Source organism: Anaerobiospirillum sp. NML120511 (assembly GCF_023050955.1).
GTDB lineage: Bacteria > Pseudomonadota > Gammaproteobacteria > Enterobacterales > Succinivibrionaceae > Anaerobiospirillum.
On record NZ_JALKIK010000004.1, the window covers coordinates 75,175 to 90,870 of the forward strand.

At 52.5% G+C, this 15,696-nt stretch carries 6 protein-coding genes and 7 tRNA genes; 6 read left to right on the forward strand and 7 right to left on the reverse strand.

What is annotated here, in order from left to right:
- Positions 1–178 precede the first annotated feature (178 nt).
- From MXE39_RS01960 to MXE39_RS01985, 6 genes are all read right to left on the reverse strand, one after another.
- Positions 179–256: transfer RNA gene (locus tag MXE39_RS01960), tRNA-Val, on the reverse strand.
- Between the two features lie 4 nt (positions 257–260).
- Positions 261–336, reverse strand: a tRNA-Lys gene (locus MXE39_RS01965).
- A gap of 21 nt (positions 337–357) precedes the next feature.
- Positions 358–435, reverse strand: a tRNA-Val gene (locus MXE39_RS01970).
- Between the two features lie 6 nt (positions 436–441).
- Positions 442–517: transfer RNA gene (locus MXE39_RS01975), tRNA-Lys, on the reverse strand.
- A 24-nt stretch (positions 518–541) separates the two neighbouring features.
- Positions 542–617: transfer RNA gene (locus MXE39_RS01980), tRNA-Lys, on the reverse strand.
- A gap of 22 nt (positions 618–639) precedes the next feature.
- Positions 640–714, reverse strand: a tRNA-Lys gene (locus tag MXE39_RS01985).
- 845 nt (positions 715–1,559) lie between these two features.
- Here MXE39_RS01985 and MXE39_RS01990 point away from each other — a divergent pair.
- The 5 genes from MXE39_RS01990 to MXE39_RS02010 all read left to right on the forward strand — a co-directional run bounded on the left by MXE39_RS01990 (position 1,560) and on the right by MXE39_RS02010 (position 10,911).
- Positions 1,560–2,237 carry a hypothetical protein gene (locus tag MXE39_RS01990; RefSeq protein ID WP_246976734.1) on the forward strand — a complete coding sequence of 226 codons (678 nt, stop codon included), beginning with the start codon at positions 1,560–1,562 and terminating at the stop codon, positions 2,235–2,237.
- 1,337 nt (positions 2,238–3,574) lie between these two features.
- Entirely contained in the window at positions 3,575–4,714 is a 1,140-nt protein-coding gene (carA, locus tag MXE39_RS01995) for a glutamine-hydrolyzing carbamoyl-phosphate synthase small subunit (RefSeq protein ID WP_246976730.1), read from the forward strand.
- A gap of 16 nt (positions 4,715–4,730) precedes the next feature.
- Positions 4,731–7,967, forward strand: a complete 3,237-nt coding sequence (carB, locus tag MXE39_RS02000; RefSeq protein ID WP_246976727.1) for a carbamoyl-phosphate synthase large subunit — start codon at positions 4,731–4,733, stop codon at positions 7,965–7,967.
- A 362-nt stretch (positions 7,968–8,329) separates the two neighbouring features.
- A tRNA-Ser gene (locus tag MXE39_RS02005) sits at positions 8,330–8,419 on the forward strand.
- Between the two features lie 926 nt (positions 8,420–9,345).
- The gene (locus tag MXE39_RS02010; protein ID WP_246976725.1) at positions 9,346–10,911 is read left to right on the forward strand and encodes a class I SAM-dependent methyltransferase; all 1,566 of its coding nucleotides are present in this window, start codon (positions 9,346–9,348) and stop codon (positions 10,909–10,911) included.
- A gap of 733 nt (positions 10,912–11,644) precedes the next feature.
- On the opposite strand, the gene MXE39_RS02015 is transcribed toward MXE39_RS02010, so the two are convergent.
- The gene (locus MXE39_RS02015; RefSeq protein WP_247073741.1) at positions 11,645–12,934 is read right to left on the reverse strand and encodes an NCS2 family permease; all 1,290 of its coding nucleotides are present in this window, start codon (positions 12,932–12,934) and stop codon (positions 11,645–11,647) included.
- 1,509 nt (positions 12,935–14,443) lie between these two features.
- On the opposite strand from MXE39_RS02015, the gene MXE39_RS02020 reads away from it, so the two are divergent.
- Complete coding sequence (locus MXE39_RS02020; protein ID WP_246976719.1) at positions 14,444–15,379, forward strand: NAD(+)/NADH kinase; 936 nt, start codon at positions 14,444–14,446, stop codon at positions 15,377–15,379.
- Positions 15,380–15,696 lie beyond the last annotated feature (317 nt).

Sequence of the window (15,696 nt, forward strand, 5' to 3'; positions counted from 1 at the left end):
GGACTGGCCAGGACTGGACAGGCCCGGACGGGACCTGAGTGATGTTCAGGGCGGGATGCCATGTGGCGGCAAGATTGAGGCATGGATTGACAAGATTCCTGATTTTTACCTGATTTAACGGTATTACATAGATACAACATACAGATAAAAGAAAAGAACCTTGCGGTTCCCAAAGAAATGGTGGATGCTATAGGACTCGAACCTATGACCCTCTGCTTGTAAGGCAGATGCTCTAACCAGACTGAGCTAAGCATCCATAATGGTGGGTCGTGAGGGGATCGAACCCGCGACCAACGGATTAAGAGTCCGCTGCTCTACCAGCTGAGCTAACGACCCATTAGGATTTCTTTTTTGAAATGGTGGATGCTATAGGACTCGAACCTATGACCCTCTGCTTGTAAGGCAGATGCTCTAACCAGACTGAGCTAAGCATCCATAACGTGGTGGGTCGTGAGGGGATCGAACCCGCGACCAACGGATTAAGAGTCCGCTGCTCTACCAGCTGAGCTAACGACCCACGTATGGGATTGGCTGACTTGAATGGTGGGTCGTGAGGGGATCGAACCCGCGACCAACGGATTAAGAGTCCGCTGCTCTACCAGCTGAGCTAACGACCCAGACAAGACAGCAAGAAGTCGATGGTGGGTTGTGAGGGGATCGAACCCTCGACCAATGGATTAAAAGTCCACTGCTCTACCGCTGAGCTAACAACCCATACGGTTGCCCTTTCAACTTCCTGTCACATTCGCTGTTGCGAACTGACGGGGTGCTATTTTACTAAAATAATCCATCAACGCAAGCACTTTTTTCAAAAATTTGAAGATTTTTTAACAATTGGCTTTTATAAGCCTTTTTCAGACACAATATTGCCAGCCCGACAGCTTCAGATACTGCCTGATCGGGCTGTAGCACCAGCCTTTGGAGCTGCCAACACCCGCTAACTGACAGGCAAAGGAGTTTAGCTTAAGCTGCCTTACCGGTTTCGGTAAGCCCCTCTGTCATAAGCAACCAGGCATATGCCTGCAGCGGCGCCCGCATCTGCTCTCTGTACCAGCATCTGCCATCTGTGCCCACGAGGCTCATAGAGCTTTGACAAAGGACACCAAATGGAGCCCAGGCTGTACGGCAGTAAATTTCACTTCCGACTGCCCTCTTCATGCGTGGCCCTGCCGGACTTATGGCTGGCAGAACAAACAGAATCCATAGTAAATTCTGCGGACACGCCATCTGTGCTGGTACTACTGAATTGGACAGCCGATAAGTACTTTTCAGACATGATGCAGCCGGGCATACTGGATCTAAATGTCCCGGCCTTTGCAAAGGCTGCCTGGGATTTTGCTGCGCCAGGCACGACGGTAACAGACTGCCCGTGCTGTTGATTGTGCCCGGTAGGACGATAACAGACTGTCCGTGCTTTTGATTGCGCCCGGCACGACAGTAACAGGATGCCCGTGCTTTTGATGTCAGCGGGCAGGACGGTGACTGAATGCATGCTCTTTTGCTGGCGCCAGGCAGTTCGCTAACAGGATGCATACAGCTTTGATTTATGGGAGGCAATTATGGAAGAAGCTAAGAACAGCCGCGACTTTATGCGCAACTTCTTTGAGCGCATGTACGAAAAAGAAGCTGCCTCTTTTGAGGGAGCCCTGAAGCTGCCGCTTGAAGAAAAGGATAAGGCCATGTGGCTTGATCCTGACAGCAAGGATGAATGGAAGCAATGGAAGCTCATAGAATCCACTGTCAGTGAAAAAGACGTTCTCAGCATGTTCTCAGAGACAGGATGCAACCCTCCTGAATGCCTGATTGCCTATTTCACTGTCTACCATCATTATTTTGATGACCCTGTTGGCAGACACCCTGTGTCAAAGCCTTTTGCAGGACTTAAGAATGCATGGAATCCAGCCCTGGTAAAAGCAGGCTTTCTGCCTTTTGCCTGGGACGAGGAGCACAGCCTCATTCTCTTCATTGACCTTGAGAATATGCCAGACCAGTACAGCTGCCCTGTCTGCCAGATTGATCACGAGATCCTCTTTGACATAACTGATGAGCTTTATGAAGAGGATGATGACGACGAGTACGATGATGATACTGACTGTGATGACGACGAGCTGGACGATGACTGTGATAAGGTTATGGAACAGGCCGAAGCTGACTGCATCCGCCTGGCCGTAATCGACAATATGGAGGAACTGGCTCCAGACTTCTTTACCTTCCTGAACAACATACTCGAGGAGTGATGCTGCAGCGGCTCTCGCCCCTTTTGCTGTAAGCCGCACCCTGCCTGATAAATACGGCCATCCTGCCCAGCTGCTGAAGCCTGTGAAGATCAGGTGCAAGGTGCCTGTCTTCGTCCAGCTGGTTCAGGACGATAAAGACAGCCGCCCCGTCAGCTCACGCAAGCGCGTGCCTCAACTGTCTGCCTCATGGCAGACAGCAAGGGCAATGGACACTGGCTGTTTCAGTAAAGTCTGACTGGATGGAGGCTCTGGCCGTAAGAACTGTGGGCTAGACGAACTTGACTGTCATACGTATCAGCTGTTGAGCTCAGGGAAATTAGGCTATGCCCAAAGGCTGGCCGTTTTCTTGGTGGCATGCGGTGCTGACTCGCTGGCCGTTTTCTGGATGGCAGAGCAGCTTGCCTTGCCCTGTTATGGAATGCAGCACAGTTGCCAGGCTGGCCGTTTTCTGGCTGGCATGCGGTGCTGCATGGACGTGTTCTGGCTGGCAGGCTGAGCTGTAAGGTGGCAGCACTGAGGTTGATCTTGCGGGGTATGGCATGGGCCTGTCAGTTTGTCAGGGGCTGTAATTTGGCAGTGGCGGAGCACAATGACGGGGCGGAACGGAAAAAGAGATCAATAGTAGCTTAAAGCGGGCGGCCATGGCATGATTTGGGCCGCTGCTTGCTTGATTTTGTGACGAATTTCGCTAAAATAACCGTGACTTTGGCTGTCGTGTTTTTTCAGCACATGAACTCAAAGATTATCCAGCTCCCGTCACCTGGCAGCATCTAATATTGATCTCTGATGTGACTCTGGCGTTTTTCTGAGAGTATCGGCTTCCTGCAGCCATCATTACAGGCTTAATCAAAGCTCTCAATGGATATTGCAGACAGTTATCATGATTTGCCCTGCAGGGCAAAGCTCAGTATGCAGCTGTCGCGCTTCTGAATTAAATTGCTTACAGCTCAGTAAATGCTGAGCTCCAGTCAAACAGAAGTTAAGGGCCGAGGAGATAAGATTAAGCTCCCGCCCCTATAAAATCCATTGACCCTGGCCATCCCCTTTATCTGGTTAGTTGTAACAGCATCTAGCCCGTTTATGCTGCATGCAAATCGTGTTTTTGCTCGCAAATGGCGCTTATTGCTGACGATGTTACACCCTTTAATCAGCCTGCTTTTACCATAACTTTTTCAGGCTGCTGTCCCGGGGCCTGCAGGACCATGATGCGCATAAGGCTGCGCACTGCGCTGCACTTCAATGCACCGCACCGTATCAGGTTTGATAACCTTGTCCGTTCATGCTGACAGCACTCTCCGTCAAGTCGGTTTTATCAGCTCGAATTATTGGAGGTATTTGTGGCAAGTACCGCAATCCTTGCACTCGCTGATGGCACTGTATTCAAAGGCAAAGCCTTTGGTGCCTCAGGTGTCACCCTAACTGGCGAAGTCGTTTTCAACACTTCAATGACTGGCTATCAGGAAATTCTTACCGACCCTTCCTACACCGGTCAGATGGTTACCCTCACCTATCCTCACATCGGCAACTACGGCATCAACTCCGAGGACATGGAATCTGACAAGGTCTGTGTTCAGGGTCTGATTGTTCGTGACCTTTCCCCTGTAGCCTCCAACTTCCGCAGCGAAATCTCCCTGAGCGACTTTCTGGCCAAGTATGGTAAGCCAGGCATCAGCGGTATCGACACCCGTATGCTTACCCGTATCCTCCGTGAAAAGGGTGCCCAGAACGGCTGTCTGACCACTGATCCTTCCATCACTCCAGAGCAGGCCGTAAAAATGGCCCAGGACTGCCCTTCCATGAAGGGTCAGGATCTGGCAAAGGTTGTTACCACCGACAAGATCTATGAGTGGACCGATGGCGAGTGGACCCTTGGTTCAGGCTATGCAAAGCAGGACCCTGCCTCTTTGCCATTTAATGTTGTGGTCTATGACTTTGGCGTCAAGATCAACATCCTGCGTATGCTGGCTCAGCGTGGCTGCCGCCTGACTGTAGTACCTGCCACAACCCCTGCTGATGATGTCCTCAAGCTCAATCCTGATGGCGTTTTCCTGTCTAACGGTCCTGGCGATCCTGAGCCATGTACCTACGCCATTGAGGCTATTAAGACCTTTATTGAGCACAAGATTCCTTTATTTGGCATCTGCCTTGGCCACCAGCTGCTTGGTCTTGCCTCAGGCGCCCGTACCATCAAGATGAAGTTTGGCCACCATGGTGCCAACCATCCGGTACGTGATACTGCCACCAATACTGTCTATATCACCTCTCAGAACCACGGCTTCTGCGTTGATAAGGACACCCTGCCTGACAATGTCAAGGCAACCCACTTCTCCCTGTTCGACGGTTCCCTCCAGGGTATCGAGCGTCTGGACGTACCTGCATTCAGCTTCCAGGGTCACCCTGAGGCCAGTCCAGGTCCGCACGATCCAAAGCCACTTTTTGATCACTTCATCGAGCTGATGCGTCAAAATCACAAGTAAAGGACTGGAGAAGTAAATGCCAAAGCGTACTGACATAAAGAGCATTCTGATTCTGGGCGCAGGCCCAATCGTTATCGGTCAGGCCTGTGAGTTCGACTACTCCGGTACCCAGGCCTGTCGTGCCTTACGTGAAGAGGGCTACCGCGTCATTCTGGTCAACTCCAATCCGGCTACCATTATGACCGACCCTAATATTGCTGATTCAACCTACATTGAGCCTATCGACTGGCGTGTAGTTGAGCGCATTATTGAAAAGGAGCGTCCTGATGCTGTTCTGCCTACCATGGGTGGTCAGACTGCACTTAACTGCGCCCTTGATCTGGAGCGTCATGGTGTACTGGAGAAGTACGGCGTTGAGATGATCGGTGCCAATGCCGACACCATCGACAAGGCCGAGAACCGTGAGCGCTTTGATGAGGCCATGAAGAAGATTGGCCTTTCCTGCCCACGTTCAGGCATTGCCCACTCTCTTGAAGAGGCCTGGCAGGTTCAGAGCGAAGTAGGCTTCCCATGTATCATCCGTCCATCCTTCACCATGGGTGGCACCGGTGGTGGTATTGCCTACAATCCTGAAGAATTTGAAGAAATCTGTACCAAGGGTCTTGAGAGCTCCCCTACTCACGAGCTGCTCATTGACGAATCCCTGATCGGCTGGAAAGAGTTCGAGATGGAAGTGGTGCGTGACCGCAAGGACAACTGCATCATAGTCTGCTCCATCGAAAACTTCGATGCCATGGGTATTCACACCGGTGACTCCATCACTGTTGCTCCTGCCCAGACCCTGACCGACAAGGAATACCAGATCATGCGTGACGCCTCCATGGCCGTATTACGCGAGATCGGTGTTGAGACCGGCGGTTCCAACGTACAGTTCGGTATCAATCCTAAGGACGGCCGCATGGTCATCATTGAGATGAACCCACGTGTGTCCCGTTCCTCAGCCCTTGCCTCCAAGGCAACCGGTTTCCCTATTGCCAAGGTAGCTGCCAAGCTTGCAGTTGGCTACACCCTTGATGAGCTGGGCAATGACATTACCGGCAATCTGACCCCTGCCTCATTCGAGCCTTCCATTGACTATGTAGTCACCAAGGTTCCACGCTTCAACTTTGAAAAGTTCCCTAACTCCAATGACCGTCTGACCACTCAGATGAAGTCAGTAGGTGAGGTCATGGCTATCGGCCGTACCTTCCAGGAGTCACTGCAGAAGGCCCTGCGTGGTCTTGAGACCGGCAAGAGCGGCTTTGATCCTCGTCTGGACATGAGCCACAAGGAAGCCCGCACCAAGCTGCTCCATGAGCTTGAGGAAGCCGGAGCTCACCGTATCTGGTACATTGCCGATGCTTTCCGTATGGAAATGACTGTTGAGGAGCTCTTTGAGTACACCAACATCGATCCATGGTTCCTGGTCCAGATCAAGGAACTCATCGACATTGAAAAGTCACTGTCAGGCCGTACCTTAAAGTCCATTGACGCCGAAGAGATGCACGATCTCAAGTCCCGTGGCTTCTCCGATGCCCGTCTTGCAGAAATCCTCAACACCACCGAGGATCTGGTTCGTGAGCGTCGCTGGCTGCATGAGGTTTATCCAACCTTCAAGCGTGTTGATACCTGTGCTGCCGAGTTCTCAACTCCTACTGCCTATATGTACTCCACCTATGAGCAGGAGTGTGAGGCCAATCCAAGCGACCGTCGCAAGATCATGATTTTAGGCGGCGGCCCTAACCGTATTGGTCAGGGTATCGAGTTCGACTACTGCTGCGTGCACGCCTCCATGGCCTTACGTGAGGACGGTTTCGAGACCATTATGGTCAACTGCAACCCAGAGACCGTTTCTACCGACTATGACATTTCCGATCGTCTGTATTTTGAGCCTGTAACTCTTGAAGATGTTCTGGAAATTGCCCGTGTTGAAAAACCTGAGGGCGTTATCGTTCAGTTTGGCGGTCAGACTCCATTAAAGCTGGCCCGCAAGCTTGAGCAGGCCGGTGTACCAATCATCGGTACCTCACCTGATGCCATCGACAAGGCTGAAGATCGTCAGCGCTTCCAGGAAGCCGTTGAGAAGCTCAACCTGCTCCAGCCTAAGAACGGTACTGCCATTTCCTTAAATCAGGCCGTTTCCATCGCCGAGCAGATTGGCTATCCTCTGGTAGTACGCCCATCCTATGTACTGGGCGGCCGTGCCATGGAAGTGGTTTATGACGAGGACGATCTGCGCCGTTACTTCAACGAGGCCGTCAAGGTTTCCAACAAGTCTCCGGTACTGCTCGACAAGTTCCTGGATCACGCCATTGAGGTTGACGTTGATGCTGTATGCGATGGCAAGGACGTCGTAATCGGCGGCATTATGGAGCACGTTGAGGAGTGTGGCGTTCACTCCGGTGATGCTGCCTGCGTACTGCCACCATGGCATCTGTCCGAGGAAATCAAGGAGCGTATTGTCAAGATCACCCGCGATCTGGCCATGGAGCTGGACGTACGCGGTCTGATGAATGTACAGCTGGCTGTTCGTGATGATGAAATCTACCTCATTGAGGTAAACCCACGCGCTGCCCGTACCGTACCTTTTGTTTCCAAGGTAACCTCTCTGCCTCTGGCCAAAATCGCTGCCCGAATCATGAGCGGTGTATCCCTTGCTGAGCAGGGCATTACCGAGCAGGTAATTCCTCCTTACTACTCTGTAAAGGAAGTGGTTCTGCCATTCCACAAGTTCCCAGGTTCTGACCCTATCTTAGGCCCTGAGATGCGTTCTACCGGTGAGGTTATGGGCACCGCCCGCACCTTCCACGAGGCCTATGCCAAGGCACAGCTGGCCTCCAACAGTGAGATCGTCCGCAAGGGCCGTGTCCTGCTGTCTATCCGCAATTCCGACAAGCCTGTGCTGGCCGAGCTGGGCCGCAAGCTGGCTGCTGCCGGTTTTGAAATGGATGCTACCGGTGGTACCTACAAGGTTCTTGAGGAGGCAGGTCTGCCAGTAACCCGCGTCAAGAAGGTATTTGAGGGTCGTCCAAACATTCTCGACGGCATCAAGTCAGGTCACTACAGCTGGGTTATCAACACCACTGAGGGCCGTCAGTCCGTACTGGATTCACGCTCTCTGCGTCGTGGCGCTCTGCAGTACCATGTAAGCTACTGCACCACCATCAACGCAGCCTTTGCTACTGTTGAAGCCATTGGTGAAAATGAGTTTGCTACCGTAAACTCAATCCAGGAGCTCCACCAGATGATTAAGGACGCAAAGAAAAAGGACTGACAGCCAGAAGAGAAGCCCCGCCGCCCCGGCCCTGACAGCCGGAGCGGTAAAGTGTAATACTCACAGCTGAACTCAGCCTTTTGCAGGGCAGGGCCGCAAGGTCCTGCCCTGCGCATTTGTGCCCGGCCAGCTGCTCCGGCCATCATAAACCGCCCCAGGCAGGCATCCACGCCCCGTCACCGTCGTGCCAGCCTGGCGACGCTGCTGGCGCCCGGCGCCCGCCCGGCGCCCGCCCAGGCAAGCCCGGTCAGGAGAGCCCGGTCAGAGCCGCAAGGTCAGCCTGTGGCCCGTATCTTTATAAATTGTGAGCCAGGTCTTGCATACTTGTTAAAAGCATGTATAATGTGCCCACAAACCGATGCGGATGGATGGCAGAGCGGTTGAATGCAACGGTCTTGAAAACCGTCGAGGATTTGCGTCCTCCGTGAGTTCGAATCTCACTCCATCCGCCATCAGGATTCAAAAAGGCTCAGGCCTTTTATTTTTTGCCACTTTTCATAGATACAACATATACCTGTAACCGCGATTTTTATGGGCTTTGTGCCCATTCAGACTCCCCATCCTCACTCTACATCTCCAATACGTTCCACCCCAGCTGTCACTACCCTCCCTACCCCGCCAGTCACATCACACCTGAGCAGTAACGCAACAACACCACCGCCTCATTGCCCCTGTCTGCCCCCTTGTCACCAGACGACCACGCCAATCCCTCTGCAACCCGCGTGCTGCTCGCCTGCTGCCTGCGCCGCACGCATACTGCCTGTACCGCACTCGTACTGTATGTGCTTCATGCGCACTGCTTGCGTGATACCTGTGTGCTGCTCGCCTGCTACCTGCGCTGCATTCATAATGCCTGTGCCGCACATGTACTGTATGCGCGCTGCAAAGCAAAGGGCATGGCTTGCCCGGCATATTTTCAGTGTCTGTCTGTCACTGATTAAACGTGACTGATTTGCATGCTTGCAAAATGATGACTTTCTCATATACTTACGACTTAAACTGGGCGCTTTATACGCTTGAAAAAGCATGCTGACAGCAGTCTCCAGTTGCCTTATAGCTTAAGCCGCTCCTATTACGGCCTGCCTTCAGGTATGGTGCCTGAGCAGAGGCTGCAAGCCGTCAGAGCAGTAGGACATGGAAGTTTTGTGATATCAGGGGTAATACATGGCACCGGTTTCATGTCCTGACTTAATCAACTATCCCCTGTTTTGTCTTCCTTTACCACATGCAGACATTACCTGAGCAAGGGCCTGCCCTTAAACCTCAAAGGGACACAATACGGCCCGGTAATGCCTGCTGCCGTTTTAAAGAATTATTTATACAGCACCGTGCTTACAGTCCGGCACGGCAGACTATGCCTTTTACAGGAGCTTACATCATGGCTGACTGGTCAATGGGTTATCAGACCGACCTGCAATACACCTTTGGTTACTTCAGAATGAATAACCCTCTGTACGCAAAGTATCTTTTTACTTCTCAGGGTTATGCTTTCCCGGACATGTCAGGTGGCGGTGTTAAGAACGCCTGTGAGCTGGGTTTTGGCCAGGGTGTATCCATCACCATGCACGCAGCTGCCTCTGACACCAGCTGGGCCGGAAATGACTTCAATCCTGTTCAGGTAAGCCATGCCCGTCACTTTGCTGATAATGCTCACACCACTGTTCTGCTCAGTGATGACAGCTTTGAGCAGTTTGCAAACCGTGATGACCTGCCAGAGTTCGACTTTATCTGCATGCATGGCATCTGGTCCTGGATTTCGCCTGAAAACCAGCAGTTTGTTATCGACTTTGTCAGCAAGCATCTCAAGGTTGGCGGCGTATTCTACATTTCCTACAATGTGTCTCCAGGCTTTATCGTATTTGAGCCTATGCGCCATCTGATGAATGAGATTAACAAGCACATGCTGGGCTCTCACATGAATGCCGAGCAGAAGCTTGCTACCGTCAAGGATGCCCTCAAGCAGCTCATCGCCGTCAAGCCATCCTATGCCAATGTATTTCCTGGCCTTGAAAAGCGTATCGACAAGACCTTTGAAAATGACTTCCACTATCTGGTAGGCGAATATCTCAATTCATACTGGGACGTTACCCACCACTCTGTAATCTGTGAGAAGCTGCAGTCTGCCAAGCTTGAGTATGCACTGTCAGCCCATGCTACCGATCTCATGGACAGCCTCAACCTGACCGGCGAACAGCAGGAATACCTGGCTCAGTTCCGTGGCACTCCTCTTTATGAGACCTGCCGTGACCTGATCGTCAACCGTCAGTTCCGTACCGACTATTTCGTCAAGGGTGCCCGTCGCCTGGGCCCTGCCGAGCAGCAGCGTGAGTACGACAATCTGTCCGTAGTACTGGTCAAGGCCATGGAGGACTTTGAGTACTCAATTGATTCCCGTCTTGGCAAGGCTGAACTGCGCAAGGATGTTTATGAGCCAGTGCTCAAGGTACTGTCTGACCACAAGCCACACACCATTGGTGAAATCAAGGAGAAGGTTACTGCCTCCACTAAGGGTAAGGTCAGCATTGAGCACATCACCGAGGCTGTTAACGCTCTGGTATTCTCCGGTAACTGTGAGCCGGCTATCTGCGATGCAGACACCATTGCCCGCAATGAGGAAAAGTGCAAGTCACTGAATATCAGCATTATCAATGACTTCAATGACACTCCTCTTGCCTTCCTGAGCTCCCCTGTAACCCAGGGCGCCCTGAGCGTTGGCAAGGTAACCCTGATGGTGCTGCAGATTTACCTCAAGCACAACAGACCTAAGAACCACGATGTCATGGAAAAGGACGTCATGGAAATCCTGACCTCCGGCAAGAACACTCTCAACAACGAGGGCAAGCCAGTTACTGAGCCAGAAGAGCAGCGCAAGCTCGTCAAGAACCTGATCAAGGACTTCTACAATAAGCAGCTGCCACTTATCAACGGTCTGCACATGATCTGATAACTCAGATCTGATACCGGAATCGGCTCTCACTGTCTGATTTTGGATATCTGCAAGCCGTCATGGCACAGGGGCCCGGACCACAAGTCCGGGCCCTTTGTTTTAACTGGCCCCAGCCTGCCAACCGGCCCAGCCAGCTAAGAGGTACAGCCAGCCGACCTGGTCTGGCAAGCCTGCCGGCCACAGACAGCAGGCCAGCCTGGCCCAACAGGGCAGAGCCACGAGACCACCTGACAGGCTGACCTCAGCGCGCAGCAGCAGGCCCTGCTGAGCCTCAGCCACCTGATGCCTGGAGCCACCATGTCGGGCCATATAGCGGCAGGAGCACTGGTGGTTGCGGCTGTGCAGTACTCAGTACAGACTGACCTGCAGCCACCATGACTGAACTTGCGCTGGCGCGCCGCTGGCCCAAAGCAGCAGCTGAAGATGCTGCGGCGGCTGATGCCGACTACCTGACAGCGCGTCACACAAGTATGGCGCGCGCGCCCGCCGCACTATGAGGCCATGTATTGTGCTCAGGTCACAAAGCGCACTGTCAGGCCATGTATTGCTCTCAGGTAAGAAATCGGCACTCTTATCCAGAGCTCAGATGCACGAAGGTCCTGATATCTTGCGATGTCAGGACCTTCATTTTGTCCATCAGCTGCGAGAAAGGCAGCTGGTATGCACGACTGCAGTGCTGCATGACTGCACGGCAATCTCAGGGCTGTGCAGTCAGGCTGGTGCAGCTGTCTTACATGGTCACGAACTTGGCCACAAAAGCAGCAGCAAGCAGCCAGGTAGCGATGGTAATGCGCTTGAACTTGCCGCTTAACAGGTGCAGCAGAACAAAGGAGATTAAGCCCAGAGCAATACCTTCAGAGATGGAGTAGGACAGAGGCATCATGATGATACACATGAATGCAGGGATAGACTCGGCATAGTCACCAAAGTCGATCTTCTGAACCTGGCTCATCATCATCAGACCTACCAGAATTAATACCGGAGCGGTAGCGGCGCCTGGCACAGCAAGGAAGAATGGAGCAAGGAAGAGGGCTACCAGGAAGCAGACAGCGGTAGTAAAGGAGGTAAGACCGGTACGGCCACCCTCGGCAACACCGGCAGCAGACTCAACGAAAGTGGTAATGGTGGAGCTGCCCATAACGGCGCCGGCAGTGGTACCAATAGCGTCAGTCAGGAAGGCCTTCTTCAAGTGAGGGATACGGCCATTGCTGTCGATCATGCCAGCACGGTTGGATACGCCTACCAGAGTACCGATGGTATCGAATATGTCCACAAAGAGGAAGGTAAAGACAATGATGGCCATCTCCCTGGTAAAGATCTTGTCGAACTCAAACTTGAAGAAGATAGGCTCCATTGATGGAGGAACACCGATAACGGCATCAAGATGGGTAATGCCCAGAGGAATACCTACGACAGTGGTCAGGATGATACCAAGCAGCAGAGCACCGCGAATCTTGAGAATGAGCAGTACTGAAGTAATCAGAATACCAATCATGCCCAGAAGAGCAGGTCCGTGGGTGATATCACCAAGGGTCACCAGAGTGGCAGGATTGTCGACAATGATTTGGGAGTTCTGCAGGCCAATGAAAGCGATGAACAGACCAATACCGGCAGAGATGGCATACTTCAATGACATTGGGATGGCATTTACTATCTGCTCACGGATGTTGGTGATGGTCAGAATGATGAAGATAATACCTTCAATTAATACGGCGGTCAGAGCAAACTGCCAGCTGTAGCCCATGGTCAGACAGACGGTATAGGCAAAGAAAGCATTAAGACCTACGCCCGGTGCCAGAGCAAAAGGCAGCTTGGCGTAAACGGCCATTAACAGAGTGGAAAATGCTGCAGCAACTGCAGTAGTGGTGAACAGGGCACCCTTGTCCATACCGGCAGCAGCCAGTACGTTTGGAGAAAGGGCAAGAATATAAGCCATGGTCAGGAAGGTAGTAATACCTGCCAGAATCTCTGGCTTAATGCTGTGGACTTTAGGGTCAAAACCGAACAGTTTCTGTAACATGTAAAGCACATCCGGATAGCAGCTTTCTGTCATGCCGCCGACCTGCCATCAGGCCAGCTCAACCCCCGTCATTACCCTCACAGTATATATACACTCTCAGCACAGCCTCACAACTTACAATATCCCCATAGCCAGAGAAATCGCATGATCTGGTAAGTGTGTGCACTGAAACTTATGTTTATTTGAGAGTGAGAAAGAGGAGGGAGGAAACAGAATCGCTGTCTGTCAACAAGAAGGGAACCCAGGTATCAGGCCTGAAAAAGCAGCTGCGTCACAAGGTTGAGGTACCTGACTCAGGGCTGTTTTCCCATGCATGATTCGCCTGAAAATTTGTGCGCAATACTATCATTACCAGCTTTTTTTAGCAATTGCAAAAGCATGGTCAAATGCACTTATACCCGCTGATTTATGCCGATTTATCGGCCCTGCCCTGATCATAAAATTTCCCCCTGCCAGCTCCGTCAGTCCATAAGCCCCTCTCAGGAGTGCACACACGACTTTTGAACCCGTCACAATAATAATGCACCGCCTGACATGGCTGAATTCACCTGGGCTAATCCTGCTAATCCCGCCCGCCCATCCATCAAGACTCCGAGCAGAATATGTCCACTCCTCTGGTGCCAGCCCCAACTCCAGAAGCCGGTCCCGGCACACGACCATGTTTCAGCCCAGTCGCTGTCCCGGCACTCGACCATGTTTCAGCCCAGTAGCTATCCCTGTTCGCGTCCCTGTAGAGGTATGAGCCCTGTGGGAATATGCCCCTGTGCCACTGGGAAATGTCGTGCGCAAAAGTGAGACAGCGCCGCTCCTTGCACGTTGCGGCGCTGTTAATTAAATGGCAATAGGTTAAACTAAGCAGACCGCCAGATGCTCAGGTAACAATGAGGATCAGGCATAAGGGTATATGAGTATGCCCGCGATGATCCCCGTGATCATCAACTGTTAAGATAAGCATCACTATACTCACCAGCGGCTGACTGCCCCATGGCAGCTACTGTAAGCGGCCGCTGCAGCCTTAACCATGCGGCATGACTGCCTCTTAACTGTTATTTACAGTTGGAGAGCACCATGTACAAAGATCAGTCCCGAGCTCATACGGATGTGAACAGTGCAGAACTGCCATGCCCCCCATGGCAGGCAGCAAACGAAGGCAGGCCCAAACGACTGTATGCCTGAGAACTGTCAAATGCTGAACTCCATCTCATCACGGCACCGTACGAGGCGACCATGACTGCCCGACAGGCAGGGAGTGGAAGACAGGACTGTCTGCCATGTTGACAACCAAAGCTGCATCAGTGCTCATTGAGGGTGCTGCCATAATGCATTGCATCAGCGCTCAGACTTATACCTGAACTGTTCCGGGCAATGAGGCACAGCCTGTATCATGCAGGCATTAATGCATGCACCGGGGCATGGCTTCCATGAAGCCCGACCTGAGCCATCGTGCCAGGCATGGTCAGGCGAGCTGCTCTGGTAATGGTTAAGTGAGATAGTTTGCGAGGATAAACTATGAGTTCTGTTGCCGATAACCACACCCCTAATAAAAGGATCTCCAAGGCCATTATCGTCTCCAAGGTCTATCACAGACCTGTAGGCGGAGCCATTTCCGAAGTAGCCAAGCTGCTCAAAAATCTGGGCGTGGAAGCCTATATCGATCAGAACACCGCCGTAGGCTTTAACCTCGACGATATTCCTATCATTTCCCGTCGCGGCATCCGTGATGCTGACCTGATCATTGTAGTGGGCGGTGACGGCTCACTGCTGGGCGCCGCCCGCTCCATGGTCGATTTCAACGTGCCCATGCTGGGCATTAACCGTGGTCATCTGGGCCTGCTTACTGATGTCAGTCCGCAGAACCTCGAGAAATCCCTGAACAGAATTGTTGAGGGCCGCTACACCATCGAAAACCGCATGCTCCTTGATGTGCGTGTTTTCCGTCGTGATGAGGACGGCGCCGAAGAACAGATTGGTCAGTCCCTTGCCATGAATGAAACAGTCATTCATTCAGGCATTCTGGCACACATGATTGTCTGCCGCGTCTCCATTGATGGCAGCTTCATGTACTCCCTGCGAGGTGACGGCATCATTATCGGTACACCTACCGGCTCCACAGCCTACTCCCTGTCAGCTGGCGGTCCTATTATCGAGCCGCACCTTGATGTGCTCTCCCTGGTCCCAATGTTCCCTCAGTCACTCAACTGCTCCCCTATCATTCTTCCAGGCAAACGCAATGTTGAAGTGGAGTTTGAGTTCAAAGAAGATGTCCCTGAGTGGGTCAACGTCAACTGCGACGGCCAGGTAACCATTCGTGCCGACACCAAGTGCGTAGTATGCGTCAGCCAGCACGAATCCCCGCTGCAGCTTATCCACCCTGAGGGCTACGATTACTACAGCATCCTGCGCCAGAAACTGGGCTGGGGCCAGAGCCTCGTCACTTCTGACTGACGCAGGCGCTGATGCAGGCACTGACGCAGGTGCTGACGCTGGCCAATCCCAAGGCCATAGCCATGGCTCAGAGCCATAGCCCATGCTCTGGGACAGAGCTCTGGGCAATCGCCTGCCGAAGATAAAGTCCACGCCAGGACAAAGCAAGGCAATGCAGGCCCCTACAAAAAGGGATCAGTTTCCACTGATCCCTTTTTGTTTTGTACACCTGCCATCATTGCCCCTGCCTGCTACCCGCTTTGTCAGCTGCAGCCTGTATAGTCCTGCTGCCATGACATGGCATGCATAGTCCGGCCGCCATGGTATGGCAAGGCATG

Coding starts and splice junctions, on each gene's coding strand:
- MXE39_RS02010 (WP_246976725.1), top strand. CDS start 9,346: ATGGCTGACTGGTCAATGGGTTATCAGACCGACCTGCAATACACCTTT.
- MXE39_RS01990 (WP_246976734.1), top strand. CDS start 1,560: ATGGAAGAAGCTAAGAACAGCCGCGACTTTATGCGCAACTTCTTTGAG.
- MXE39_RS02015 (WP_247073741.1), bottom strand. CDS start 12,934: ATGTTACAGAAACTGTTCGGTTTTGACCCTAAAGTCCACAGCATTAAG.
- carB (WP_246976727.1), top strand. CDS start 4,731: ATGCCAAAGCGTACTGACATAAAGAGCATTCTGATTCTGGGCGCAGGC.
- MXE39_RS02020 (WP_246976719.1), top strand. CDS start 14,444: ATGAGTTCTGTTGCCGATAACCACACCCCTAATAAAAGGATCTCCAAG.